This window comes from Neobacillus niacini (assembly GCF_031457145.1).
GTDB classification, from domain to species: domain Bacteria; phylum Bacillota; class Bacilli; order Bacillales; family Cytobacillaceae; genus Neobacillus; species Neobacillus niacini_J.
The window spans coordinates 40,716-66,718 of sequence record NZ_JAVDVZ010000006.1 but is presented as its reverse complement, the minus strand read 5'-3'; the positions used below and the strand labels follow the sequence as shown (position 1 = coordinate 66,718).

Sequence of the window (26,003 nt, the reverse complement as noted above, 5' to 3'; positions counted from 1 at the left end):
ACCATTCACGACTACATCTTTTGTTCTTGCGAACTCGGCTACATCAAACCGCAAAGAAATAAAATTTTAGGCTGTACATTCTTCAGGCTTTTTTCCTTTCAATTTGATACCAGAATTTAAGATTACTTCATGTTTATTCTCGATTTTCTCAATTTCTTCTTCGTGAAATTTATAAAATTGCTCAAACGTATTTAAACAAGATACTCTATCTGATTTAAATCCTAACAAATCTGAATTCATTAAAAGAAAAGCAGAATATAAATCACGTTGGACCTTGGTATCATCATCAAATCTATGCCATCTTTCTTTTAATTCATTCTTTTTGCATTTGTCTGCTATGTGATCATATTGACTAGCTTTAAAAGAAGCTGTCTTGACTTTGATGAAAGTCCCACCCAAGGCTGTGACTTTTTTTGAAAGAATACTTACGAAGGCTGCGGGAGAACGGCGGGCTATGGTTTTGCCGAAACGTTTTTTCTTTTTATACTTTCCTGTTTTTTCACTTACTTCTGTCTTTTTAGCACGCTTTTGGAGAGCTTTAAAATTCATTTCTTCGATGTAAAATATATCACCTAACATGATCATTCGATTGACTCCGTATTGATGGCTTAACTTTCGATATAAAGCTAATTTTCGATATAGCTCTTTCAATTGAGCTTTCAGTTTCTTATAATTCTTAGAAAATTCCCACTGTTTTTTACCTTTTCTAATTCGACCTGCTTCATCGAAGTTCTGTGGATTAGTCGCTCTTTTCGAACGGTCTAGTTTTCTATTCAATAGCCTGATTTCTCTTTGAACATTTTCAACCTTTTTTATGTTTTCAGCTAAGTTTATTAATAGAACCTTTGATGTACTTGAAACGGCAATCGAGGATGTCCCAATATCGGTGCCAACCGGACCTTTTCCTAAAGGATATTTAACCTGTCCTGTTTTTCTGTCTCTTTTTAACGGAGGATAACCCGCACAAACTAATTGGGCATAGTATCGAACAATACCTCTGACGATTCGTTTTAAAATACGAACATATTTTACCCTATAGAAGTCCGTATCTGTTTCTCCTTCTTTGTTCTTGTATTGAAATATCTGTTGGGAGTTTAGTAGATGGAAAGCTTCTATAAGATACAAATCCATTTCTTTTACCTTCAGTGCAAATACTCTATCATTTGAGATTACTTTCCCCTCTTTGAATCTCCAACCAGTATCGTTGTTTTTCCCTTCAAAGGAGTCCATTTCTCCACGCTTTACAAATACCACTTTTTTCGCTTTCCCAAACAACTTCTTTTTGAAAGTGTTCCATGCTCTTGTGGCTGTTTTTTGGGCAATAATTGAATTAATCTTACAATGAAAGTGATTTCGAACATCTTTTATGTATTCGTGCATCGAATATTCCGTTAATCCAAATTCTTCTCTTAGTTTCTTGAATTCTTTAGAGAGGTTTTTCTGTTCATTTTGAAAACACTCCATCTTTTCTTTGTTACTATTTTTAGCTAGATGTGACTTTATGGCTCTTGAAATACGGACAAATTTTTTGTATCGTTTTGTCCTTTTCATTTGTTTTTCTCTCTTCAAATACTCGCCCAACGAAGTATTATAAATCACTCGATTAATTTCCAGTTCAGCATCGATCATTAATAAGTCTCTATTCGTACCTTTTAATTCTACATCGATGATAAATGAAGGAGTTTTTGCTTTCACCATGTTTCACACCTACTTTTACAACTGTATTCAAACATACGTTCGTATATATATTACCAAAAAAAACCTAAAAACGCAATAAAAAAATCGGTTCATCCCCATACTTAAAAGCAGGGGCTTTCCCGATTTTGTATTGGTAAAAATAAGTTTCATACTTGTGGTTGAACTAAGGAAGTTGTGTAAGGCAAAGTTTTAATTTATACTTAATTTATGGAAAGTTTTTCTATAAAGGAGCTAAAGAAAAATGAAACTTGGCGCATTTTCTGTAAGTTTAACGGTAAAAGATATACATAAATCAAAAGCATTTTATGAGAATTTAGGGTTTTCATCATTAGGAGGAGATATTAGCCAAAATTGGCTCATTATGAAGAATGAAGATACCATTATTGGACTATTTCAAGGAATGTTTGAAAAGAACATTCTCACGTTTAATCCTGGATGGAATCAAAATGCTGAAAATCTCGAATCGTATACTGATATACGAGAACTTCAAAAGCAGCTTAAAGAAAAAGGTATGAAATTGCTGACTGAAGCAGATGAGTCCAGTGAAGGACCATCACATTTTACACTTGAAGATCCAGATGGTAATCAAATTCTTTTCGATCAACATCGATAAACAAGAAGTATTAGCAAAACAAAGATACTATACAACATGTAAACTGATTGACAACTCCCCATTAACTTATCTATGGGGAGTTGTTGTTTTGCTGTAAAAGACTGATTCAACCATTTATAACCTAATCCAAGTCCAGTTCATTTATTAAATTTTTTAATTTTATTAACTCCTCTTTAGATAAGGTAATTCCTTTCCCCATTTTCTCATGGTTTTGATCCCAATCTCGCAAATCGTATTTCGGCTCTCGATCATTCCAACTGATGAGATTCAGTTCCTTGTTCCATCCTTTTGCACTCTCTGTAATGATTCCAATAGTTTCTATAATTTCATATTTTAACTTTGCCATCATTTCACTCCTTTATTTTCTCTGCTTTCATTTTGTGGTTTAGTCTTCATCAGCTTCATGATGACAGTTTCATCTGTATTTCTCCAGTGGTTTGGTCTTCATCCGCTTCATGATGACAGTTTCATCTGTATTTCTCCAGTGGTTTGGTCTTCATCCGATTCATGATAACAGTTTCTTCGGCTATTCTTCAGTGGTTTGGTCTTCATCGGCATATTCTTCCCTTGATTAAAACAGAAACTAATATACTTCTAAAAAAAATGAAAAATTTTTCAAAAAACCTGTGGTCGTTTTAGATTTTGTGTTATATAATAATAAATAATTATATAACTGTTATATAACATTAGAGGAGGTATAGGTTATGAACAAAACTGATTCAATCGCTCGGAGAATACTTGGATGGAAGTTAAATAGATGGGACCGCTGGTTTGATTATGAAAAAGGAATTTTCATTCATGATTCTGAGTTTCAACCTGAGCAAAACCTTGAACATGCGATGCTGATTGTTGAAAGATTAGAGAATTTTGGGTTTACTTTTTCAACATCTGGAGAGTCCGAAGTTAGCTTTAATAACATCCGCGCGAAGGGTGAGACATTAGCACAAGCAATCACGAATGCCGCTTACTCCATTATTGAACAAAACGCTGACACTAACACCACTAGAATCTGGAGCACCTTGTGCTAACCCTATCATTTTTGTAAATATTCTCCATATTAAAATACCAAACTTCTAAAGCCTGAACCTATGTTACAATCTAGTAAGATACTGGACACCTTAAGGAGAATACAACGATGATATACGTTTGGGCGATTATAATTAGTGCTGTAGCAACCATTTTATTTGATATGATTTTTTCCAAAATTGAACATGAACGTAAAGTAGAAAAATCGTGGCAAGCGCTGAATGACCAGCTTGAACGCGAAGGAAGACCTCGTTTAGATCAAATGAACCGTGATGATGAAGGAGAATAAGGTATCAAAAAGTCCCAAGACTTGATAGTCTTGGGACTTTTTTTTATTGAGTTAGAAAGTAAATAGAAAAGATGCCAGATAGATTACTTTGTTAAATACTTTTTACATTTGTAACTACTGTTGATACTTTTCGTTTTTTTATCATTTGACGAATATTTGGAATGCTGAAGATTGCACATGCAATCCAGATGAATGTAAAGGTTACGGCATGGTCCTTTGTAAAGGACTCTCCGTAAATTAGAACGCCAAGAAGTAAACTAATGGTTGGAGCAATATATTGTAAGAAGCCCACTAGGTAGAGAGGAATCTTTTGTGCCCCAATACTAAACCAAATTAGCGGCAAGGCTGTAGCAATCCCTGACCCTATTAAAAATAAATCATTCTTAAGAGACCCTGTTGCGAAGCTTTGCTGACCGTTTACACCTAAATATGCTAAAAACAATAGAGCAAACGGTACAATAAATAAAGTTTCCAGTAGCATGCCAAGAATGGAATCTACCTTTATTAGTTTTTTTGACAATCCATAAAAACCAAAGGATAAGGCTAATATTATTGCAATCCATGGGAAATTTCCAAGGGAAAGCGTCATATAGACCACACCAATTCCAGCCACAACAAATGAGACTGCCTGCCACACATTCATCTTTTCGCCTAATACAAAAATGCCTAACAAAACAGTGACAAGCGGATTAACAAAGTATCCTAAGCTTGCCTCCACAATATGGTTCGTATTCACAGCAAAGATATAAACGAACCAGTTAATACTTATCAAAAGAGAAGCTAGTAAAAGTCCTAGCCACGTTTTTTTCTCTTTCATTTGAACTTTAAAAAAGTTCTTTAATAGCTTTCTCTTCAAAAGAGCCACTATAAGTAAAACGAAAATAAACGACCAAATGACTCGATGAGCTAAAATTTCAAGCGCTGGAACTTCACCTAATAATTTCCAGTATATAGGTAAAAATCCCCAAAATACATATGCACCCGCAGTAAAGTAAATACCTTTTGAATTTTCACGTTCCATCTTTTTTCACCCAGTTTCTGTTTTATCGTAGTTGTTTAACTCTCTCCTAAAAAACATTAGTAATTATATCACACTATTATTTTCATGGTAGGATTTCAACTTAAAGACGGGATGTCGAAAGTTGAAAACGGTCCAAAACCCTACACAATTCTACCCTGTTTAAAACAATTGCACTATGACCAATGACTCATCAATAGGAATTATCTTCATGGTAAACTTATTAGAATGTTTTTTTAACAACAAATACATAATTTTCACCAACAAGAGGAGGATTCGTGTGAATCGACATAGCTTTTTATTATTGCTGCTGATCTCATTTGTTCTTTCGGCATGCAGTAGTGAAAAAGAAAATGTAACAACCAAACTTACTGCGAATGAAGTAGTAAAAAAGGAAGAAAAGCAGGATAGTATTTTAGAAGAATTAGAGAAAATAAATTTAGAAGTATCCGAGGAAATACTGAGCAGCATGCCACCTGGGAAACTGATGGAAGATTTTTCTTATGAAAAAGATGTAGAAGAAATTGGCAATAATATTCCTCAACTGGATCCGGATTTAAAAAGTCAATTACCAGCACAGCTAGAACAATTGACAAATGAAACGGGTGATTTGGATACGATTAAAAAAGGATTGGTTGCCCTGCTTGCCAGCCCCCACTATAAGGAAATCATTAAAAATAGCAATGCCTATCAACCACAGTTCGAAGAACCGTATCTGCCGGATCCAACAAGGTCTGAGGGCGGTGAGGAGGTAACAGCTGCCAAAAATTCGATTATCTTACTTGACGCTAGCTCAAGCATGCTGCTGCAAGCCGATGGCAGATTAAAAATGGACATAGCCAAGGATGCTGTGAAAAGCTTTGCGCAAACGATTGGGCAATCAAGCGAGGTTTCACTTGTAGTCTATGGACATAAAGGCACGGAATTGGATGAAGATAAATTCGAGTCGTGCTCGGCCATTGAGGAGCTTTATCCAATGGGTAAATACTCAAAACAAGAATTCCATGCCGCCGTTGACTCTTTTGATAGTAAAGGCTGGACACCACTCGCAGGTGCCATTCAAAAAGCGGCGGACATGAGCAGTGGTTATTTGGATGGAACCACGATTTACATTGTCAGTGACGGAGCCGAAACCTGTGACGGAGATCCTATCCAGGCAAGCAAAGATTTGGCTGCAAAGAACAGTAACAATACTATCAATATCATCGGATTTGATGTTGATGGCAAAACAGAAAATCAATTAAAAGCTGTTGCCGAAGCAGGAAACGGTGAGTACTTTAAAGCCGACAGTCCGGAAGAATTGAAAAATACCATCCAATATGAATGGCTTCCCTCCACACTTAATCTTGCCTGGGCTTTCACCATGGCTCCCGATGGTTGGGAGATGGTAGATGAGTATAAAATCGGGGAACAATATCCTCAACAATTATGGACAGTTGGCAGACGCGAATCACATCGTTTAAGAGATGCGATTACCATCATGGGCGAGAAAAATTTAATTACCGATGACCAGCAATCCGAACTAAGAGATTGGGCAATGGAACGAAGTGAAGCCATGCGAGAAGTTTATACTGTGATGGCCAAGAAGAATCGTGATAAAACAGATGTAAAAAGCAAGGAAATTCGGCAGTCTGTGGATGAATGGGTCGCAAAGATGAATGCGTTGAAACAAGAGCGCGGTGATATTTGGTAGACATGAATAGTTATAATAGATACTACGCTTTCATTTACATCAAATGAAAAAAGCTGCAGCAAAAATTAGCTGCAACTTTTTTTATTTTTGGGTTAATAACTCTATTTTAATGAGAATATTTTTCTGCTTTCGATTTACGAATGTAATGGATAATAAATGTTACCACAAAAGACAAAACCAAGAAACCGATAAAGATTTCATTTGGGATATGAATATCCACCAGCGTTAAGCCCATTTTAATCGCAATAAAGGTGATCAAGATGTAGGCGGTTGTTTCAAGCTCAGGTACCCTGTCCATTAATGCGATGAAGAATGTTGCCACTCCTCGCATGAGAAGAATCCCAATCATCCCACCAAGTAAGATGACCCAAACTTCCTCTGATACAGCGAGTGCAGTCAGAATACTATCGACTGAAAAGGCTAAATCCATAAGCTCGACACTGATCACGGTTGCCCAGAAAAAACCAAATGTTTTCACTAACCAGCCTTTTGGTTGTACTTGACCTTCCTCTTCTCCTGCTTCTTTATGAAGCAGCTTGTCTTTAAAGAATTTAACGGCAAGCCATAACAAGTAAAGGGCACCGATTAATTTTATCCACCATAATTTAATTAAAAATGTTCCAAGTCCGATGAAAATAAAACGGAATAAATAAGCTCCCCATAACCCATAAACCAAGGCTTTCTTTTGCTGCTCTTTTGGTAATGGCTTGACAAAAGCTGATAAAACCAAGGCATTATCAGCAGATAGAATACATTCTAGGACGGCTAATGAGAGTATTAACCCCCATGCTTTTGGCGAGGTCAGCACCTCCGCCCACATATGCCAATCTAACATAGCTGCATAGGTCGAGACAATTCCTTCCCACATTCAACATTTCTCCTTTGTGCTTTTTTAATCCATCTTTTCTAGCATTTCATTTAATTTTTTTAGCCCATTGATGATTTCGTACAGCGTTTGATCCGTTTCTCCTTGAATCGCATGTGAAATCTTTTCAATCAATTCTTGATTAATCTCTTTAACCACATGAATTCCCTTCTCCGAGAGAGCAACCTTTACGACTCTTTCGTCCAATTCATCTCTTACCCGTTCAATAAAACCTTTACTCTCAAGCTTTTTACACATCGTTGAGACATTGGTTCCGGCAATATTTAATCGACTGGCTAAGCTACCGATGGTATGTGAACCATGGTGCTGTATTTCTATTAGTATCCTTCCTTGCAGTGTGGTTATCCCATGGTGGTCACATAAAGTGTTAATTAAACTAGTTGTTTTCTCACTAATTTTTCTCGTGTTATTCCAAAGAATATTTTTAAAATCGACTACATCCATGGTTACCTCCATTTAATTATAATCCATAATATATATGATTTATATATATTATATTTTATATATTTATGAATATCAAATATTCGACTTTTCTGATAATAATTTTAAATGAGTATTTATTAGGAGAAGTCCAAACAATAAAGATATTCAGTAATGGGAGGAAGAACAATTGGAGCATACTTGGCTTTCTCTAGTACCATTTATTATCGTCATTGGGATGTCCATTTGGTTAAAAAACATTTTACCTGGACTAGTAGTTGGCCTGCTTGCTGGATCATTGATTTTTACCACAGATTTATTAGATGGAACCATCCAAAGTGTTACCTATATGGTAACCACACTCTCAGATGAGACCAACATTAAAATTATTGCTTTTCTTTATTTATTTGGCGGTCTGGTCGGGATGATGAACATTTCTGGCGGGATTAAAGGATTTTCCGAATGGGTTGGGACGAAGATTAATAGTGAGCGCGGGCTTCTTGTGCTAATCTGGCTTACCCTCCCTTTTACCTTCATGATGCCAATGTTTCGTATCATGATGATTGGCCCTGTCGTTAAATCACTTGCTAAAAAAATGAATGTCTCGAAGCAAAAGGTCGGGTTGACTATGGATATCTCAACAGAGTCGGTCATCGTCCTTTTACCCGTTGCAACGGCATTTGTGGGATTCATGGTTTCTTTAGTGGAGGGCAGTATTGGCGAATTGGACTTGGGTATGTCGCCCTATGAAGTATTCTTATTAAGTATCCTGTTTAATTTTTTTGCCATTACCACACTCATAATTGGATTGATCCAAACCTTTTGGAATCGTGGTAAGAAGGAATCGAATGTACAAGGTGTTCAAGAGCAGTTGGAAGAAGAAGAGCATGAATTTCACCGGATTGGAATTAAGAAAGAATTATCGATGGTAAAAGCACAGCCTTGGAACTTGATTGTACCAGTCTTTTTACTTTTAGGGTTATCACTGTTTTTGTTGTGGCAGGACGGCAAAAGTAAAGGAGCAAAAACCGTTTTCGATGCCTTTTCGATTGCAGATGCCACCTTTGTCATGCTTTTAGCTGTTTTTATCACCCTTATCCTATCGTTCATTTTTTATATTATTAGACGGCAACATCTCAGTGAGCTTTTGTACCATTTTTATGATGGCGGGAATCAGATGATGGAGGCTATTAGTCTGCTCGTGCTGATTTGGTCATTAACCCTTTCAGCAGAGGACCTTGGTTTTTCTAGCTTTATTAGTTCAACTTTAGGTTCATTTTTACCAGCTTGGTTAACTCCAGCTACGATCTTCCTGCTCGGCTCTGTTGTGGGCTACTTTATTGGTTCCTCTTGGGGAACATGGGGATTATTTATGCCATTGGGAGTTAGTTTGGCAGTCTCAACCGGTGCGTCCATCCCGTTAACAGTAGGTGCTGTATTTGCTAGTGGAGCCTTTGGGGCATTAGCTTCACCTTTAGGCGATACCACTATTACGACTGCTTCTATTATGGATTTGCCGATAGTCGAGTATGCAAGATATAAATTGAAGGTTTCCGTAATAGGAGGCCTCATATCCATTGCCGTCTATCTTGCTGCTGCCTTCTTTATTTGAAATATCTATACATTTTTAATCGATATCTACTTAAAATGGCGGGTTATAATGGTTACTTGCCATTTTCTCCGCCATAATTTAATTGATCCTGAAACAAATCAATATATAAATTGCCTTTTGTCCCTACTACAGCATACGAGATTTCATTAACAGCGAGGTTTCTTTTTTTAAGCTCAGCCATTAGCCATTTTTCATCGTAGGTGTGTTTGGTAAAGTTTTCGTATAAAATATTCCCATCATAGACCAGCTCTACCGGTACAGTATCTACAGTTGGTAGTAACTTTAAATCCTGCTTAGTGGTATTTTGGTACTGTATTTTTTTTAAAACTGAAAGTGAGCCATTAACCTCTAAAATAGCGCACTCCACCTCATCGATGTTGAAGATATCTTTTCCCCTCAAAGCCTGTTTAAGTGAATCTAAGGAATACCCCATTCGTTCCATTGACTCTTCGAGAATTTGTCCTTTATGAATTAAAGGAGCAGGTTCTCCTGCAATCCATTTTCGGAAGCGCGGATTTCGAACCGCAACAAGATTCAGCATAAAAACGATGGTACCCATTATAATTATTGCAATGATAAAATACAAGAATTTAACTTTAATATTGAATGCTAGATTACCTGCAATGGTCCCCATCGTAATGGAAGCGATATAAAGGTGATAGGTCCTTTGGGCAATCGTCTGTTTACCGAGCAGCTGAACAAATACCCATAATAGAATAAATGCAGTAAAGGTTCGAAAAATAATTTCAACAGATTCTAACATCGTTGTTTCTCCCTTATAAAAATCCAGAAAGTTTGTTTGTGATAGTTTGTTCATAAAGCAGATGCTTTATAGGTAATAAAACACAAGGGAAACATTTTTGCTAAGTCTATTTTCAAAACTAGGTTCATACAATTGTTACCAAACATTTGCTCCGCCCTATTTTTCGGGCACAATCCACCCTCCCGTAGATATTTTTCAAAAAAAAAACGACAGTGATGTCGTTTTAATGTTATCTGAAATTATTATGGATAGGTTGGAACAGGTTTTCTTTACTTTTTCTAACTATTGAAAAGTGGTGAACATTGTCGTGCCCATGCAATATTTTATTATGATGCGATATGATTTGTTTCAGCAGGCAGAACGGTTGAGTCCTTTGTGGAATGACCATCAGCTACTAGTGTTACATCCAATATATTAATTGTTGCCGTTCTAACAGCAGAATCAATGCAATATTCTGTTTGACATTCCATGATAATTAGTCCGAGCTTGGATGATGTCTTTTTCTATTCTCGTTTTATATATTCCCTTCAGCTTCCCACCTAGCCACTTCTTCACGAACAATCGGCGCTACTTCTTTCCCTAACAGTTCGATGGACTTCATGACATCCTCATGTGGCATAGTTCCAACTGGGCAGTGCAGCATAAATCGTGTAATTCCCACGTTCTTACGGAGGTTAATGATTTTTTCTGCCACTGTTTTCGGATCACCCACATACAAGGCCCAATGTAAACTGCGCGCAGCATCGAAGGTTGATTGGTCGTATCTTCCCCATCCACGCTCGCGTCCTAATTTATTCATGGCCTGTTGGGTCGAAGGGAAAAACTTTGCCGTAGCTTCGTCTGTACTTTCTCCAACGAAACCATGTGAATGTGAAGCAACAGGTAGTTTAGAAGCATCGTGTCCTGCGTGCTCCGCAGCTTTCTTATAGAGCTGAACGAGCGGTGCAAAATGCTGGGGATTTCCTCCAATGATTGCTAGAACCAGCGGTAATCCAAGCAGACCTGCACGGATGACAGAATCCTGACTTCCGCCGCTTCCAATCCAAACTGGCAGTGGAGTCTGAACTGGTCTTGGATACACACCACGATTTTGAATAGCAGGTCGGTGCCCGCCTTTCCAAGTTACTTTCTCGGAGTCCCGTATTTTTAACAGCAGCTCAAGCTTTTCTTCGAATAACTGGTCATAGTCCTTTAAATCGTATCCAAACAGTGGAAAGGATTCAATGAAAGAACCTCGACCTGCCATGATCTCAGCACGACCATTCGAAATCGCATCGACTGTTGCAAAATCCTGAAAAACTCTGACTGGATCTGCCGAAGAAAGAACGGTCACCGCACTTGTTAGTCGAATCCGATTTGTCTGTGAAGCCGCTGCAGCCAGTACAACTGCTGGGGAAGAGACCGCATAATCTTCTCGATGGTGCTCCCCTACACCGTATACATCTAGCCCTACTTGATCCGCGAGTACTATTTCCTCCACGACTTCACGGATTCGTTGTGCATGACTAATCACCTTACCGGTTTCAACATCCGGTGTTGTTTCCACAAACGTACTTAACCCAATTTCCACTATGACTTTCCTCCTATGTATCACCTGGTAAAATTATTTTTCCATATCTTTATCTTAACCTTCTATCTCCAATTCACAAAGAATTTTAACCTTCAAAACCCAATTAAGCACCGACTCCTACTAAGAGTTGGTGCCTAAATTTGTTTACAAAATAAAAGTACCATTTCGATAATCTTCATATGCTTGTTTAATTTCTTCCATTGTGTTCATGACGAATGGACCCTGTGCTACAATTGGTTCCTTCAATGGAGGTCCAGCGAACAAAATAATTCGTAATTTTTCATTAGCATGTACTTGAATGAAACTCTTATCCGCTTCATCTGCTGATCCTAACCACATTGCCTGTCCTTTTTTTGCTACTATCTTGTTTTCTCCAAACGTGCCGCTGCCTTCTAATACATAGATATATCCGTTGTAGTCCCCGGGTAAATCTTGACTTACGGTAGCACCTTGATCTACTAGCATTTCTACAAAAGTTACAGGGACATAATTCAATGTTTCAGACATGACATCCCCAGATGACCCAGAATATACTCGAATTTTTGCGCCCTCTTCTTTTCGAACAGGTACATCTTTTCCCTGGATGTTTTGATATCGAGGTGCTGTCATTTTATCTTTCCTAGGGAGGTTTACCCAGAGCTGAAGGAGGTGTACTTTATCCCCATTATCGGGAGATTCATTATGAATAACACCTCGGCCAGCCGTCATTAATTGCATATCACCTTTTTGTAATTTACCACCTTCTCCAGTGGCACTGTCATAGTGGTTTATACTGCCATCAATAACAAAGGTAATTGTTTCAATCCCCCGGTGAGGATGTCTATCAAATGCACCTTTTTGAAACTTATCTTCCATTAATAATAAAAATGGATCATATGCCTGCCAATTTCCCGGTTCAAGAATAGCACCAGCACGATGGATATTACTAATGGTTCGTTCCTGCACTGTCCATATTTTCTGTATATCTCGACGTTTTTCATTATTCATTGTGAGACCCTACTCTTCTTTTGTATTTTTTTCAAATGCATTTTAGCTATTAGCTACAAATTCATTCATCATAAATACTCCATTTTTGAATATATTGCATTTAGAGTAAAATATCATACGCCTCATATCACGATTAAATATAGGAGGGCAAATGAAGAATTTAATTAGCTTCAGACTCGCAAGTAACACTATAATCGCTATTAATACAATGGCTCTTTTAATGCATGTTCTGATACTCTTAAATATTTTACCGCATGATTTTGTATGGGGAGGTAGGGTAAATAGTGAGGCAGATTTAATCATCCTCGAAAGTATATCTATTGTTGTGCAAACATTATTTATTTTTATTATTGCTATAAAAGCTGGATATTTGTTCATAGGTAAGTTTAAGAGAACAGTAACCGTCGGTATTTGGGTTTTCTTTGGAGTAATGGTGCTTAATACAATCGGCAATTTAGCGTCAAGTTCAGGCTTGGAAACAATAGTCATGACTCCATTAACAATTGTGCTATCTCTTTTGTTATACAGATTAGCAATTGAAAAAGAAAATCCACAATAGAACTTATGTTTTTTTACAAGATTTCCTTAAACCTTTTGATGACGATATCTATTTCTTCCTTTGTCGTATACCTGCCTAAACTAAATCGAATCGCACCCATTCCCACCTCTTCACTCACCTTCATTTCTCTTAAAACAGGTGATAATTCAATGCTTCCAGCATGGCATGCAGACCCAGTAGATGCTGCAAGTTGTGGAATGGCGTACAACAAATCTTGCCCTATTTTTCTAACAAAACTCACATTTAATGTATTCGGTAACCTTTCTTCCGGATGCCCATTTAAGACGACCTGTTCACCAAACTCACTCTTTAATTCCATCCAAAAATAGTCAGTTAATTCCTTTATTTTCCCTAATGGAGTACCAGCAATTTCACATGCCTTTCCTAACCCAACTGCCAATAAAGTATTTTCAGTCCCTGCCCGCAGTCCATTTTCATGCCCAGCACCATGAATAAGTGGTTCAAGTTCCACTCCATCGCGAATGAACAGTGCGCCAATTCCTTTTGGAGCATAAAGTTTATGACCAGCAATCGTTAACATATCTACTTCTAACTCATTCACATTGACTGGAACTTTACCAACTGACTGTGAAGCATCCGTATGAAAGACAATCCCATACCTTTTGGCAATCTCCCCAATTTCTTTTATCGGCAGTAAGGTGCCTGTTTCATTATTGGAGTGCATGATTGTAATCAGAATTGTTTCTTTTGTAATTGCCTTTTCTATTTCTTCTGGTGATACCCGTCCAAATTGATCAACGCCAACGTACGTTACCTTTGCCCCTACTCTTTCAAGGAACTTACAAGGGTTCACTATCGCAGGATGTTCAATTTTAGAGGTAATAATATGTGTACCTTTATGCTGATTTCTAAAATAAAAACCTTTTAACGCCAGGTTATTAGCTTCACTTCCACCCGAGGTAAAAGTAATTTCACTAGGAGAACAGCCAATCAACTCAGAAACCTGTTTTCTTGCGTTATGTAATAGTTCTTTCACTGGTTTTCCCGCCCAATGAAGTGCTGATGGATTGCCATAGAAATCATTCAGCAGTGGCAGCATCGCGTCAACAACTTCAGGTGCCAGCGGCGTACTAGCGTTGTAATCAAAGTAAATTTTTTTCATCCAGCTATTCCTCTCCCAACTATTTCTCTAGTATAATAGTAACAAAATTGCCTTCATTATGTTACTTATACTGCTTACAAAAATAATCAATCAGCATTTATAAGTCCTCTATCCAAAATAGCCAGACCCCTAGGGAACTGGCTCCATCGTCGACAAATGCTCCTCGATACTCATTTCTCTCTTTTTCCCCTTCTCTTTAAACAGTTGTCCTATATGTACTCAATAGACATGTATTGTTTCAAGTTTTTATATTTCCAAGCCAATCATTAAGTTCGATTGGCTGTCATATCGTCATATGGCAGGATTAGCTTTTCCACTCGATCATAGTTCATCGTACTTATTTCTTTCATTAATCTTGGAATCGCTTTTTCTGGATAGCCATATTCACGAAGCAGCTTTTCCATTCTTTCAAATTTTTCCATTCGATTACCCCCCTGTTGCTTTCTAAGGAAAACCCCGTTATACCTTTACTTTTCCCTTTATGAAGAAAGATTCATATGGAAATATTTAAATGATTTTCCCTAGGATTCACCTGGATAATTCACACCTTACTACATAACCTATTGCTGTTCAGGAGGTGAGATATTTGTCTAATAAAAATCAAAATAGTAAAAGTGCTACGGAAGGAATTAAAGAAACCGCAGGTGCAGCCTTTCATACTCTTCATAGTGCCTTAGAAACAACTGAGAATGTTGCTATGAATTCAGTAGATGCCGCTAAGAATGTTGCAAATAATGTAACTAGGAACGGAAGTGGAAGGGACCAGCGTAATCGTGATTAAAGAATAAAACGCTTTTAAACAGGTGTTCAAAGTAAAAATCCCTTTAATTAGATAAAGGGATTTTTGTTTAAAAGTTATTTTATTATTTTGTAATTCTTATGGTTAACAATTGTTATAAGTGGTTCATCTTTATCTTTTGAAACACCATACTGGACCATAACAGAATTTTCCCTTATCCCTGTAACAACACCTTCTAAAGAATCCCCCTCACGCTTAAAGGAAATTTTATCACCAATTTGTGCGTTAGCCATTCTATCACCCCAACAATATATTTTCAAAATTCACCTTTATAAATACTTAATTATAAGCTTAGTCAAACCGGTTTTCAATATTTTAGAACTGAAAAAAACGGAAGGACAATAATCGAAAGTGTAAGAAAGAAAACGGCAACTGCCCCCATTTTTTGTTTCTCTCTCCATAAAGTTACAGCAAACCCAAAGGTATAAACCGCAATGGCGATCAGGGCAAGGACGGTTATTATTTTCACTCTAATCCCCCATCTTTAAAGGTTTTTTTGTTTGTTTACCAAAATCAATAATTTCTATTTCTGGTATTACATGAATATCTGCCTTAAGATACGATTTTGCCCAATTAAATTTTTTATATTCCTGAATGGTTCCAAAATATTTACGGGCAGAGACTGATAAAGGGTATGGTACACCCTTTAATTCAGTTTGTGTTTTTTTAAATAAATCTTCATTTAATGTTCTTATATCTTCCTTTATTCTTTCTTTTAGAATTTTTTGATTTTTTTTCACTTTAAAATCAGCCATAGAAGGGTTTGACATGATTTCCAATTGTAACGGTATAATAATAATAATCTTTGGCCTAGCACCCTTTAATTTCATTTTCACTTTATTGTTCCCCGATTTAAACATTCTTGCCGACATCTGTTTCTCACTGCCTGGAAATGGATTAGGGAAATTCAACAATATATCTTTTATATTAGTGGTATCATCAAGAATATTGACATTACGTGTTTCCTCACCGGTTAGCTTATTAATCATCTTCCCATTTCTGAAGACCGCTGACCCCATAAATTGTGTATCTTGAAGGTCTCCTGTTGCATTCAATTGCCCTGCTGTATATTCATCCTCTTTTTTATATTCGGGATTCTTTTCCCTTACAGCCGTTGTATACATCGCCAAAAAGAGGTCTGTTCCTCTTTCCATTGTTCTAAAAAAACGAAGAAGTGTCGAATCAGGTATAAAGCCGTTTTGAATTCCGTGTTCGATCATGAATTGATAATATTTATGTGGTCTTGTTTCCATTCTTGGACGATTCTTTATAAAATACTCACTTGCCTTTTCCCTCGATACCGCTAGATAACTATTTAATCGAATTTCTTTATCTTTTAGGGCGTCATAAATAGTAGTAATAAATTCTTTGTCCCGTGCATATTTCTCGGAAACAACAATAATCTTTAATAGTTCATAGCTAATATTGCGTGAGATAATCGCATTGGCGGTCGCTTTCGCTGCAATAAAATCATTGGCTTCAAACGTAATGATTTCCCTTGGCTTCTCGGTTGACCCACCACCTCCTTGCACACTCCCTACTTCTGGATTGGCAAGTAACATCGTGACTTTGATATTCCCTTTATGTTTGGAACTATCAATACCTAGCCCAATAACATAGGCTTTATCTTCAAGTTCTTCTCGATCCCAACAGCCTGATAATAGGCAAACCATGATTATTAACATCAACCATTTACATACCGTTTCTGTTTTTTGCATGTTTAAATTCTCCTTTTACCAGTGCAACGAACCATAAAAGTAGTGAAATGACGAAAAACGTAGGACCCGATATATTTGTTATAGCCTGTTTAAATACAAGAGAGACCTCAATTGCATTTTCCGGAATACTACCGATTAATAAATAAATCGTCGTAAGAGCTGGGATTAAGAATTTATGGTCATTTATTTTAAATAGATGACCAAACATTAGCGCATTTAGATATATAAATGCTGCAAAACGAACAAAAATCGCTAAAATCCACAACACAAAAAATAAAATTTCGACGTTTGGCAGGTACAATCCGAGAGAAAGAAAACCAATGGATGTGTGGAATGGATAGCCAATTCCTTTTAATGATGTATCAAACATACAAATAAAAATGAGAATGGCGATACTAATTTGGAAGCTGACGAAAGCAAATGCATACCAGGTTGATTTTCGAAACTCCTTTATTGAGGTCATATTCGGTATGAGCATGGTAAGCAGAAAAAATTCTGCATAAAGTGTTATTTTTAGCGAACTTTGCTTTAGAATTTCAAGCTTTCCAGGACCCCAAATCGGAAATATTGCTTGTAGAGTGCTATCCTGAGTACTTATAATTAATGCGAAAAATAAGGATAACACCACATAGAAAACGACCAGATAACCAACTGATCCGATATTTTGAATTCCTTTTTTCGCACCATAGGCACCTAAGACCATTAAAACAGCGTAGATGATAAGATTAGGAGTAGTTGTAAAATAAAAGGACCTAATAATATTTGTATAGGTTCTAGAATCGAACGAAATGCCGAAAGAACTAATGAGAAATATTACAAGGCACAAAAAGAAGCCTATATACCTTCCTAGTAATTGTTGGATAACGGAAAACAAGTTTTTTCCTTGAAATAGGTCCATCGTTTTTAATAATAAAAATAGTCCAACAAAAAAAATAACAGCCGATAGCAGGGGAACCATCCATGCTGCATTTTGTACCTTACTGTACAGAAGCGCTGGGTTACTATCCGTTGCTTTTGCCCCTATCATTAAAATAGCAATGGACATATATTCACGCTTACCGAGTTTTCCAGATTCCATATAAGCTTATCCCTTTCTTTGTTTGACCATATCCTTAGGTTTTACATATCCTGGCCGAAACTTTTCCTTTAATGGGATTTGACGAACAAGTAAGTCCTTTGAAGATGTGAAATGCGGTGTCATAGGCGCAAAGTAAGGAACACCAAAAGATTTTAATGAAACTAAATAAAAGAGGCCTATTGTGAATAGCGCCATAACCCCATAAATACCGAAAAAGCCGGCTGAAAAAACAAACAAAAAGCGAGTTAAACGAATCGCAAAATTCATGCTCCCATCAATGATTATAAAAGAGCTTAAACCACTTAAGGCGATAACGATGATGACAATAGGACTAATGATATTCGCTTGAACGGCAGCTTGCCCCAAAATTAATGCACCAACAATCCCAATCGTTGGACCTATAGGTGATGGCACACGTAAACCAGCTTCCCGAATAAGTTCAAAGCCAGTTTCCATCATCAGAATCTCAACGATTGATGGAAAAGGTACGCGTTCTCTAGAACCAGCAATTGCCATTAATAAATCGGGCGGAATCATTCCTACATGATAGTTTGTAATAGCAATATAAAAAGGGGAGGAAAAAATTGCTACAAACAAAGCAAAAAATCGCAATAACCGGATAAAATTACCATATGGTGTCCGTAAATAGTGATCTTCAGGCGAATGCATCATGGCCCAAAAGGTGGTAGGAAGAACAAGACAACTTGGTGAATTGGACATTAATAAAACAATGTGGCCTTCTTCAATAAAAGAAGCAGCCCTGTCAGGACGTTCTGTATATAATATTGTTGGAAATAATGACCTTGGACGCTCTTCTAAATATTGTTCCAACATACTTAAGTCGAGAATTTTATCCGTATTAAGCGCAGCCAACTTATCTTTTATCATTTGAAGCAACTCATCATTTACTAAATCTTTTTCATAAACGAGGAACACACTGTTTTTTGAACGTTTTGTTATGTTCTGCGATTCAACGATTAGATTTTCATTTTTAATCTTTTTACGGATTAAAGCAACATTTTCAACCAAGTTTTCGTTAAAAGCTTCTTTGGCACCTTTTACAATCACTTCATTATCAGATTTTTCAATTGATCGACCATGGAGTTTGGTCGTTTCAAATAAATAACATTCAGAATCGCCTTCCACAAAGAGTGCGGTGACGCCGCCCGAAATCAAATCAGTAATTTCCCCAATATTGGTGGCGGTCTTTTCCATTGGAAAGGAAACAATATCTTGAATCTTTGCTGAACGTTGATCGTTTCCTAAAAGTTTTTCCATGATGCTTTCTTTAATATGCTCTAGGTCAACCATTGTACCGACGAAAATGATAAAGGCCCGGCGATTTAGGGAACGGATGGTAAACTCACGTACCTTGACATCCGAGTTTAAAGGTACACTAAAAATAGATTTAAATGTTTCTAAATTTTGTTCATACTGAGTGCTGATGTCATGTTTTTTTAATTCGATATCCTCTTTATTGGATTGTTCTTTAAATTCTGGTGATTCTTTATTGAGACTTTTCACCAACAACTTGGAGATTTTTTTTCGCATTTTAAATCCCTCCCAGTTTTTATATCGTTTTCCTTTAATGGGAGTTTTATGTATGTTTGAGCTAAAATATACAGATTACAAATAACCCCCATCCATTAATTGGATGGGGGGCATTTCTAATTCATATATTTATCTGATAAAAAATTATTTCGAATTGCGAAAAAAATGGTACAATACAATACATAAAAATAATAGATTGAGGGTACAGGATGAATAAAAAGACTTGGATTATTTATATAATGTTGTTTATTGCAACAGCAACCTGGGGAAGTGCTTTTATTGCTGGTAAAATTGCCGTCCAAAGCTTCGAACCGGCAACGGTAGCATTTTTACGTTTTTTAGGCGCGGCGGTCCTTTTGTTTCCACTAATGTGGATCATGGAAAAAAATCAAAAAAAGCCTACACTCAAGGATTATGGATTATTTGCGGTTTTAGGCTTAACCGGGATTGCTCTCTATAATATTTGTTTTTTTATCGCAACAAAACAAGCACCCGTGATTAAGAGTTCTTTATTTATTGCCTCAAATCCGGTATTGATTGTCCTGTTATCGGGATTATTTTTAAAAGAGAAAATAACAAGGAACCATATTATTGGTATGGTGATTGCTCTTACAGGAGCTGCTTTTATTATCACGGATGGTCACATACTCACATTGTTTACACTTGGCTTTGAAACGATTGATTTTGTTTTACTTGGAGCCGTGATCAGCTGGGCATTATACAGTGTCGTTGGTAAAGTGGTCTTAAAAAAATATAGTGCAGTGGAATCGACCACCTATGCTGTTGCATTTGGTACTGTATTCCTAGCACCATTTGCTTTCGCAGAAACCACTTGGCAGGATATTACGCAGGCGAATGTGTCAACATGGGTAGCAATTGCACATATGAGTATTTTTGTAACCGTCGTTTCTTTTATTATGTATTATTACGGTATAAAAGAAGTTGGTGCTGCAAAAGCTTCAATCTTTATTAACGTAATGCCTGTATCCGCTGTTTTGATGGCTACCATTTATTTAGGAGAAAGCTTCACTTTGGCTCATGGAATTGGGGCTGCGTTTGTTTTAAGTGGAGTATTTATAGGAACAAATACGAGATTATTTAAGAGGAAAATACAAGTAGTTAACATTACAGAATACCGCTAAACAATTGTTTAGACAAAAGAGGGAATCAGCTGGTTAGCTAATTCCCTCTTTTGTCTTTATTTGTTTTTCCATCTCAATCATTCTTTTTAAATATTCATATTCCTCTTTTTCGAGAATGTCAATCTCACGGTTCGTTGCCAGCAGGATTTGGTCTCGGCACTTGGCGACTCTTTGAATCATTGGATGTATCGTTAGACTTGAAAGATTAACAAAGTCATACAAATCATTTAAACAAACCGGTAGTTTATAGCCTTTATTGCTAGAGGCAATTAACAACCCCTGATCGCGCAGCTTTGAAACTATATTTGAACGAAAATAATGCTGTTTGATTTTATTGATTCTGATGGCGTTAAGGTTATCTAGAATCTCCTCTGTGTACACATACTCATCCGGATTTTCTTTCAGATTAAATAGAAGAAACTTTAGTAAATCAATTCGGATTCTTTCATCCTCTTCTTCACTTTTTCTGTGTTCTTCAATGTATTGGTAAGCCAAATTGACTGCTTGTTTGATGATTATCTGATCGGTTTCTGAATCTGTTTTTTCAAAATGGTAGTCATATAGATAGTGCTTATAATCATGCGGCCATAGATTTATCGTGATGAGTTTATTTTTGATAAGTTTATAAAACGATGGATACTGACTAGAGCGATGTTTGGCGTCATACCCTATGGCAATCGTACCAGCGATCAGCTCTGCCAATTCAAGGAGAATTTCGGATTGGCTATGGTTAAAACCAAAGGTTGAATAATTAAACAAATCTGGGATGCACTTCTCTTTTACATAAGCGGAAAATTCCTGCATAAATTCCTTGGATTCCTGTTCATCTACTACAAGATCAAGTGTGTCAAAGGTACGATATAAATCATCAAACACCATTCGGTTGAAAAATTTAATAAACGTCTTTTCATATGTAACGCCGCTGTCTTCTCTAATTTTTCGCTTATCGATGACGTACGCATACACCTTAAAGGGTAAATCCTTTAAATCTTGTAAGATTTCCATTCGAAGAGTGTCGTCTAGTTTCCGTTCATCGAATTCCTCTGTTTGAAAGTGTTTGAGCTTTATTTTTTCAACTTCCTGTTCAAGAATTTCTTTATCAGAACCTTTAACTAGTATGGATGCGATTACAAAGTGGGTCGAAGTCTCAGGTTGATTAAAGTCGAATCCGTAATGGCCAAATTCATTAATAAAAGCATATTGGATATCATTCAATTTTTCATCCCACCTCACCAATGGAAAACTTACTATACTTATTTCAACAAAAAACTAGCTAAACCTTCTTAATTTGATGTTTTTCGTTTGAAAATTCTTTCTCTTGGCAAGAGATAATTCTTTTTAAAAAAAGATTAGGGAATGTGCTGAATGTGTGCTATACTGTTTTTACCATTTGCTTTACGTTTTACGTTTTCAATTACCCGCCCTGCTCAATTACTGAGCAGGGTTTTTTGTCTTTTTTATTACCAACATAGAATTTTAGACAAAAAAAAAGACTCTACAAGAGAGTCTTTTTTATATATGTCGGTTCAAATTATGCTTTACGAACGTTAGTAGCTTGGGGTCCACGTTGACCTTGTTCTACTTCAAAAGTAACTGCTTGACCTTCGTCTAAAGTTTTGAAACCTTCAGTTTGAATTGCTGAGAAGTGTACGAATACATCGTCTCCTGCTTCTCTTTCGATGAATCCGAAACCTTTTTCTGCATTAAACCATTTCACTTTACCTTGTTCCATTTGTTGTTTCCTCCTCGTGTGCTGTGCACACATTGTGTTACTATCCTTGCTCAGTTCTTTAGACGTAAAGTTGTAAACTTTTTAATCAAACTGAATGACAAAAATAATTCTTCTTTACTATAACAGAGATATTAATTTAATGCAAATAAATATTGGAAGTTTTATTAATTGGAATCTTTGGCATTGCTTAATTCTAGTTTTTGTAAGTAATAATTGATAAGCTCTTGATACTCCTGCACCTCTAGTTTCCCCTTCTCACTAATGATGTAGGTTCCTCTTTTGATTCTTTCAAACCAACCATAGTAGTTCTTGGTTAAGATTGATGGTGTTTTATCCCCTGTTCCCATTTGAATCAAAGCCTTCGGCGATAATGGACCCATTATATTTAGAAAACTAGCAATTTGAATGCAATTTTCTTTGTAGGCGGTCATGATTTTCGTGCGGGTACTTCCGCCAACATTGAAATCGGCACTGCGCCCGCTAATTTCCTTTAGGATTGCTTCTCTCCTTATCTTATTTCTGCCCGCCCCTGTTTTGCCGTTAAACGGTGCAGGATGGATAAGGATATCTGCATTCGAACGGTTTCCGGGGAAGGAAACCACAATTAATCCCAGCTCTAATCTTTTAATTAAATGGCACTTATCTGCCCATTGTTTGGATCTCATCCGAATCTTTGGTTTAGGAATGGCAATATACACTTGATTCGTTAACCGCTGCCGTTTGACGGCTTGGATAAGAAGTTCGACACTTAGGGTAAGCTTTAATTCAATAATGACTAACTCATCCTCTTTTACTGCGACCATATCGCAGTCCCTAACCTCACCATAAACCTCGTAGCCTTCTAATGAAAAATATCTCTGAATCGGTTTATATAAATCTACTTCTTGTAGCTTTTTGTTATCCTTCATATAAATCTCCCAATGTAAAAATACTCGTATCGTTTTCTCATCTTTTTATCTTATCATGAAATTTGTTAGAGGATTATCAAGATTTTCAAACAGTTGGAAATAGCATATTTTTACAGAAATATGTTAGTATAGTATTCGGAATCTATAGAGAACCTGAACTTGTAACATGGGGGAATAAAATGAAGAAAAAATTTAGTATTCATCTATATTGGATTATACCTGGAGCCATCGTGATTTTTGGATTACTTTTATTATTTTATCAAAACTTCTCCAATGTGACCGAACCACCTGCCTCAGATTGGAGTAGAGCATTATTAGTTGGAAAAACAGAAATAAATAAACTCCCTCCAGTAAAGGTAACAGAAGATGGGGGTTTTGTTTTTACTAGATTTGAAGATGGAAAATTAGCTACTACTACTTTGGGCAAAGATTTTAACGTAAAAGATCAGAAAACATACGACATACCAGTAGATAAGTGGACCCAAATTTTTCAGAAAGAAAATTTGATTATCTATTTTGATTTCAAAAATATCTATGATCAGGATAAAAATATGATTGTCTCAGGTGTTGAGAAATTCTATCCTTTAGAAACGACTATTTTTTATCTAAAAGATAATATATTGTATCAACTTGCACCGGATAATAAAGAGTCCGTAAAAATACTTGAAGTTGACCTAAAAAAGCAAGATATAGTCCTGCAAGAAAACGAAGATGGATTAAATATCTTAATGTATTCAACGAATCCAAGTGGAGTCGATGTTACTCTGGAACAAGTAATAAATGGGAAAATGAATACCATATATCAGTCGAGAATAAAAATAGAACCAGGAAAAGTTGTAAATGACATCTCATATGCATTAAATGGAGAAAATTTAGCATTGTTACTCCAGGAAGAGCTTGAACAATCCCAAGGGAAGCCGCAATTTTTTAACTATTTTATGGAAACAAGTGTGACCAATCAGGATCCTCAGCCTTTATATGAGCTAACCTTTGATGATCCTGCTGGAAATAACAGCTTGACTGAAGTTACGGATGTTGTTTTTAAATATAGTGATGGTAAACCCACTCTCTTATTTCAAGCAAATGGGAAGACCGAAACTCAATACAATGACAGTACCACCTTCAATATATACACGGCTGAGATTACCGAAAGTGGCGCAACGAAAACTGAGCGACGCAGCAATACACCTGCTATTTCAACGAGCCCTCAATGGTTAAATGAAGAAACTATTGCTTGGTTGGATTTGGATGCAGAAGCACATGAGATCAAGATAGCAACATCTGATATAGCTAAAGTTAGTCAATTAATAGAAATTACACAAGAAGATTGGTTAAATGCACTTGGAAAAACGCTAGGAATGATAACCTCATCGTTTTTTGCGCTTGCACTTGCAATAATATGGTTTTTATGGCCCATAATTTTTATTGTGATTATGTATTTCTTTAAGAACAGAACAATCGATCGCGATCCAACTTGGATTTTTTATACCGGGATTGGACTTTACGCACTAGCAGCAGTCATTTGGAAAAATCAATTTTTTGTGGACAATATTTATATAACAGCACCGAATTATTTAACCTTTACCGGAAGCTCTTATTTTTATATGATTTTATTTGGAATCATAGCGTTTTGGTTAGCCATTCACACAAAACGGACAAATGACTGGAGCGGTACGTTAAGAATAATGTATTTTGTCGGCATTCACATCTTACTTTTAACCATTTTCTTTGGACCGTATATCATCTAATTTTAAAAAAATCCCCATTTCTGTACCTGCCAAGCAGTAAGAAATGGGGATTTTTTTTAAAACTTATGCTTGAATCGTTTCTTTTACAAAATCTACTTCAAATCCTAAATCTTTAAGTATTTGGTGATCTGCGGTAGTATCTTGCCCTGAAGTTGTTAAGTAATCTCCAACAAAAATAGAATTCGCTGCATATAACCCTAGTGGTTGTAAACTTCCTAAATTCACTTCTCGTCCACCTGAAATTCTGATTTCTTTCGTTGGATTCACATACCGCATAAGTGCTAAAACCTTTAAGCAGTATCTAGGATTCAACTCATTCGTGCCTTCAAGCGGAGTACCATCTATTGCATGTAGAAAATTAACAGGAATAGAATCTGCGTCTAATACTTTTAGACTCATGGCCACGTTAACTACGTCCTCTTTCGTTTCCTTCATACCGACGATTACCCCTGAACATGGAGAAATTCCTGCTTCTTTTACTAACTCGACCGTATTAACTCGATCCTGATAAGAGTGTGATGTAGTGATGGATTCATGGTGATTTTCTGAGGTGTTAAGGTTATGATTGTAGCGATCGACACCAGCTTCTTTCAGCTTAGCTGCTTGTTCTGGTTTTAAAATTCCAAGGCAGGCACAAATCTTTAATTGATATTTATCCTTTATTTCCTTTACTGCTGAAACAACTTGGTCCACTTCTTGATTACTAGGACCACGACCGCTTGCTACTATGCAATATGTACCAGCATGAAGCTGATACGCTTGTTCCGCTCCTTTAAGGATGGTATCTTTATCTACCATTCGATATTTTTGAATTGGAGCATTAGAAATACTAGATTGCGAACAATAGCCGCAATTTTCAGGACAAAGACCTGATTTTGTATTAATTAACATATTAAGCTTTACCTTATTACCATAATAATGATGGCGAATTACGTAGGCTCCATGCAAGACCTCTAATAATTCCGTATCGGTGGAATTTAAAATACTTAACGCTTCCTCTTTTGATATTTCATGACCATTTACCACTTCTAAAGCTAAATCCTTCCACTTACTCATACAATCTCCCCATT

Annotated in this window: 28 protein-coding genes and 1 pseudogene; 9 read left to right on the top strand and 20 right to left on the bottom strand. The window is 36.5% G+C overall.

Annotated features, from left to right (window positions below):
* Positions 1-66 precede the first annotated feature (66 nt).
* A complete protein-coding gene (locus tag J2Y03_RS15785; protein WP_310195628.1) occupies positions 67-1,695 on the bottom strand; it encodes a transposase in 1,629 nt (542 codons plus the stop codon).
* 244 nt (positions 1,696-1,939) lie between these two features.
* Between J2Y03_RS15785 and J2Y03_RS15780 the strand changes: the two genes are divergently transcribed.
* Positions 1,940-2,311, top strand: a complete 372-nt coding sequence (locus tag J2Y03_RS15780) for a VOC family protein (RefSeq protein WP_310195626.1) — start codon at positions 1,940-1,942, stop codon at positions 2,309-2,311.
* Positions 2,312-2,432: 121 nt separating this feature from the next.
* Here J2Y03_RS15780 and J2Y03_RS15775 read toward each other — a convergent pair whose 3' ends face one another.
* Positions 2,433-2,657 (bottom strand): YdbC family protein, encoded by a 225-nt coding sequence (locus J2Y03_RS15775; RefSeq protein ID WP_310195624.1) that lies wholly within the window; start codon positions 2,655-2,657, stop codon positions 2,433-2,435.
* A 358-nt stretch (positions 2,658-3,015) separates the two neighbouring features.
* Between J2Y03_RS15775 and J2Y03_RS15770 the strand changes: the two genes are divergently transcribed.
* Complete coding sequence (locus tag J2Y03_RS15770) at positions 3,016-3,339, top strand: BC1872 family protein (RefSeq protein WP_310195622.1); 324 nt, start codon at positions 3,016-3,018, stop codon at positions 3,337-3,339.
* A gap of 107 nt (positions 3,340-3,446) precedes the next feature.
* Positions 3,447-3,626, top strand: coding sequence for a hypothetical protein (locus J2Y03_RS15765; RefSeq protein WP_310195620.1), 180 nt, complete (start codon positions 3,447-3,449; stop codon positions 3,624-3,626).
* Between the two features lie 91 nt (positions 3,627-3,717).
* On the opposite strand, the gene rarD is transcribed toward J2Y03_RS15765, so the two are convergent.
* Positions 3,718-4,647: an EamA family transporter RarD gene (gene rarD / locus J2Y03_RS15760; RefSeq protein WP_310195618.1), complete on the bottom strand. Its 930-nt coding sequence runs from the start codon at positions 4,645-4,647 to the stop codon at positions 3,718-3,720.
* Between the two features lie 277 nt (positions 4,648-4,924).
* On the opposite strand from rarD, the gene J2Y03_RS15755 reads away from it, so the two are divergent.
* On the top strand, positions 4,925-6,337 hold the full coding sequence (locus J2Y03_RS15755) for a vWA domain-containing protein (RefSeq protein WP_310195616.1): 1,413 nt from the start codon (positions 4,925-4,927) through the stop codon (positions 6,335-6,337).
* A 106-nt stretch (positions 6,338-6,443) separates the two neighbouring features.
* Here J2Y03_RS15755 and J2Y03_RS15750 read toward each other — a convergent pair whose 3' ends face one another.
* Together J2Y03_RS15750 and J2Y03_RS15745 are read right to left on the bottom strand one after the other, a co-directional pair.
* On the bottom strand, positions 6,444-7,205 hold the full coding sequence (locus tag J2Y03_RS15750; protein WP_310195614.1) for a TerC family protein: 762 nt from the start codon (positions 7,203-7,205) through the stop codon (positions 6,444-6,446).
* Between the two features lie 24 nt (positions 7,206-7,229).
* Complete coding sequence (locus J2Y03_RS15745; RefSeq protein WP_310195611.1) at positions 7,230-7,667, bottom strand: MarR family winged helix-turn-helix transcriptional regulator; 438 nt, start codon at positions 7,665-7,667, stop codon at positions 7,230-7,232.
* Positions 7,668-7,833: 166 nt separating this feature from the next.
* Here J2Y03_RS15745 and J2Y03_RS15740 point away from each other — a divergent pair, with 166 nt between their 5' ends.
* Complete coding sequence (locus tag J2Y03_RS15740; RefSeq protein ID WP_310195609.1) at positions 7,834-9,255, top strand: Na+/H+ antiporter NhaC family protein; 1,422 nt, start codon at positions 7,834-7,836, stop codon at positions 9,253-9,255.
* A 52-nt stretch (positions 9,256-9,307) separates the two neighbouring features.
* On the opposite strand, the gene J2Y03_RS15735 is transcribed toward J2Y03_RS15740, so the two are convergent.
* The 4 genes and pseudogenes from J2Y03_RS15735 to J2Y03_RS15720 all read right to left on the bottom strand — a co-directional run bounded on the left by J2Y03_RS15735 (position 9,308) and on the right by J2Y03_RS15720 (position 12,575).
* On the bottom strand, positions 9,308-10,018 hold the full coding sequence (locus tag J2Y03_RS15735) for a DUF421 domain-containing protein (RefSeq protein ID WP_310195607.1): 711 nt from the start codon (positions 10,016-10,018) through the stop codon (positions 9,308-9,310).
* A 229-nt stretch (positions 10,019-10,247) separates the two neighbouring features.
* Positions 10,248-10,497, bottom strand: a pseudogene (locus J2Y03_RS15730) (cysteine hydrolase); the annotation flags it as partial.
* 35 nt (positions 10,498-10,532) lie between these two features.
* Complete coding sequence (locus J2Y03_RS15725; RefSeq protein ID WP_310195605.1) at positions 10,533-11,588, bottom strand: LLM class flavin-dependent oxidoreductase; 1,056 nt, start codon at positions 11,586-11,588, stop codon at positions 10,533-10,535.
* A 144-nt stretch (positions 11,589-11,732) separates the two neighbouring features.
* Entirely contained in the window at positions 11,733-12,575 is an 843-nt protein-coding gene (locus J2Y03_RS15720; protein WP_310195603.1) for a pirin family protein, read from the bottom strand.
* A 151-nt stretch (positions 12,576-12,726) separates the two neighbouring features.
* Here J2Y03_RS15720 and J2Y03_RS15715 point away from each other — a divergent pair, with 151 nt between their 5' ends.
* Positions 12,727-13,134, top strand: a complete 408-nt coding sequence (locus J2Y03_RS15715) for a hypothetical protein (RefSeq protein WP_310195601.1) — start codon at positions 12,727-12,729, stop codon at positions 13,132-13,134.
* A gap of 13 nt (positions 13,135-13,147) precedes the next feature.
* Here J2Y03_RS15715 and J2Y03_RS15710 read toward each other — a convergent pair whose 3' ends face one another.
* Entirely contained in the window at positions 13,148-14,257 is a 1,110-nt protein-coding gene (locus J2Y03_RS15710; RefSeq protein ID WP_310195599.1) for a cysteine desulfurase family protein, read from the bottom strand.
* A gap of 266 nt (positions 14,258-14,523) precedes the next feature.
* Complete coding sequence (locus J2Y03_RS15705) at positions 14,524-14,679, bottom strand: hypothetical protein (protein ID WP_165903030.1); 156 nt, start codon at positions 14,677-14,679, stop codon at positions 14,524-14,526.
* A gap of 164 nt (positions 14,680-14,843) precedes the next feature.
* Here J2Y03_RS15705 and J2Y03_RS15700 point away from each other — a divergent pair, with 164 nt between their 5' ends.
* Positions 14,844-15,038, top strand: coding sequence for a hypothetical protein (locus J2Y03_RS15700; RefSeq protein WP_310195596.1), 195 nt, complete (start codon positions 14,844-14,846; stop codon positions 15,036-15,038).
* A gap of 74 nt (positions 15,039-15,112) precedes the next feature.
* Here J2Y03_RS15700 and J2Y03_RS15695 read toward each other — a convergent pair whose 3' ends face one another.
* The 5 genes from J2Y03_RS15695 to J2Y03_RS15675 form a co-directional block, all read right to left on the bottom strand.
* The gene (locus J2Y03_RS15695) at positions 15,113-15,289 is read right to left on the bottom strand and encodes a DUF2187 family protein (protein WP_132087008.1); all 177 of its coding nucleotides are present in this window, start codon (positions 15,287-15,289) and stop codon (positions 15,113-15,115) included.
* A gap of 74 nt (positions 15,290-15,363) precedes the next feature.
* A complete protein-coding gene (locus J2Y03_RS15690) occupies positions 15,364-15,525 on the bottom strand; it encodes a hypothetical protein (protein ID WP_165903031.1) in 162 nt (53 codons plus the stop codon).
* Between the two features lies 1 nt (position 15,526).
* Entirely contained in the window at positions 15,527-16,774 is a 1,248-nt protein-coding gene (locus tag J2Y03_RS15685; RefSeq protein ID WP_310195591.1) for a Ger(x)C family spore germination protein, read from the bottom strand.
* Positions 16,749-17,852 carry a GerAB/ArcD/ProY family transporter gene (locus J2Y03_RS15680; RefSeq protein WP_310195590.1) on the bottom strand — a complete coding sequence of 368 codons (1,104 nt, stop codon included), beginning with the start codon at positions 17,850-17,852 and terminating at the stop codon, positions 16,749-16,751. Before J2Y03_RS15680 ends, J2Y03_RS15685 begins: the two co-directional genes overlap by 26 nt.
* Positions 17,853-17,858: 6 nt before the next feature.
* On the bottom strand, positions 17,859-19,403 hold the full coding sequence (locus J2Y03_RS15675; protein WP_310195588.1) for a spore germination protein: 1,545 nt from the start codon (positions 19,401-19,403) through the stop codon (positions 17,859-17,861).
* 209 nt (positions 19,404-19,612) lie between these two features.
* Between J2Y03_RS15675 and J2Y03_RS15670 the strand changes: the two genes are divergently transcribed.
* Complete coding sequence (locus J2Y03_RS15670) at positions 19,613-20,545, top strand: DMT family transporter (RefSeq protein WP_310195587.1); 933 nt, start codon at positions 19,613-19,615, stop codon at positions 20,543-20,545.
* A 33-nt stretch (positions 20,546-20,578) separates the two neighbouring features.
* Here the strand turns inward: J2Y03_RS15670 and J2Y03_RS15665 are convergent, their stop codons facing one another.
* From J2Y03_RS15665 to J2Y03_RS15655, 3 genes are all read right to left on the bottom strand, one after another.
* Positions 20,579-21,760 (bottom strand): DUF3800 domain-containing protein, encoded by a 1,182-nt coding sequence (locus J2Y03_RS15665; RefSeq protein ID WP_310195585.1) that lies wholly within the window; start codon positions 21,758-21,760, stop codon positions 20,579-20,581.
* Between the two features lie 316 nt (positions 21,761-22,076).
* Positions 22,077-22,277, bottom strand: coding sequence for a cold-shock protein (locus J2Y03_RS15660; RefSeq protein WP_132087025.1), 201 nt, complete (start codon positions 22,275-22,277; stop codon positions 22,077-22,079).
* A 164-nt stretch (positions 22,278-22,441) separates the two neighbouring features.
* Positions 22,442-23,185, bottom strand: a complete 744-nt coding sequence (locus J2Y03_RS15655; protein ID WP_310195582.1) for a DUF2161 domain-containing phosphodiesterase — start codon at positions 23,183-23,185, stop codon at positions 22,442-22,444.
* A gap of 179 nt (positions 23,186-23,364) precedes the next feature.
* On the opposite strand from J2Y03_RS15655, the gene J2Y03_RS15650 reads away from it, so the two are divergent.
* Positions 23,365-24,933 (top strand): hypothetical protein, encoded by a 1,569-nt coding sequence (locus J2Y03_RS15650; RefSeq protein ID WP_310195580.1) that lies wholly within the window; start codon positions 23,365-23,367, stop codon positions 24,931-24,933.
* A 63-nt stretch (positions 24,934-24,996) separates the two neighbouring features.
* Here the strand turns inward: J2Y03_RS15650 and bioB are convergent, their stop codons facing one another.
* Positions 24,997-25,989, bottom strand: a complete 993-nt coding sequence (gene bioB / locus J2Y03_RS15645; protein ID WP_310195578.1) for a biotin synthase BioB — start codon at positions 25,987-25,989, stop codon at positions 24,997-24,999.
* Positions 25,990-26,003: the final 14 nt, after the last annotated feature.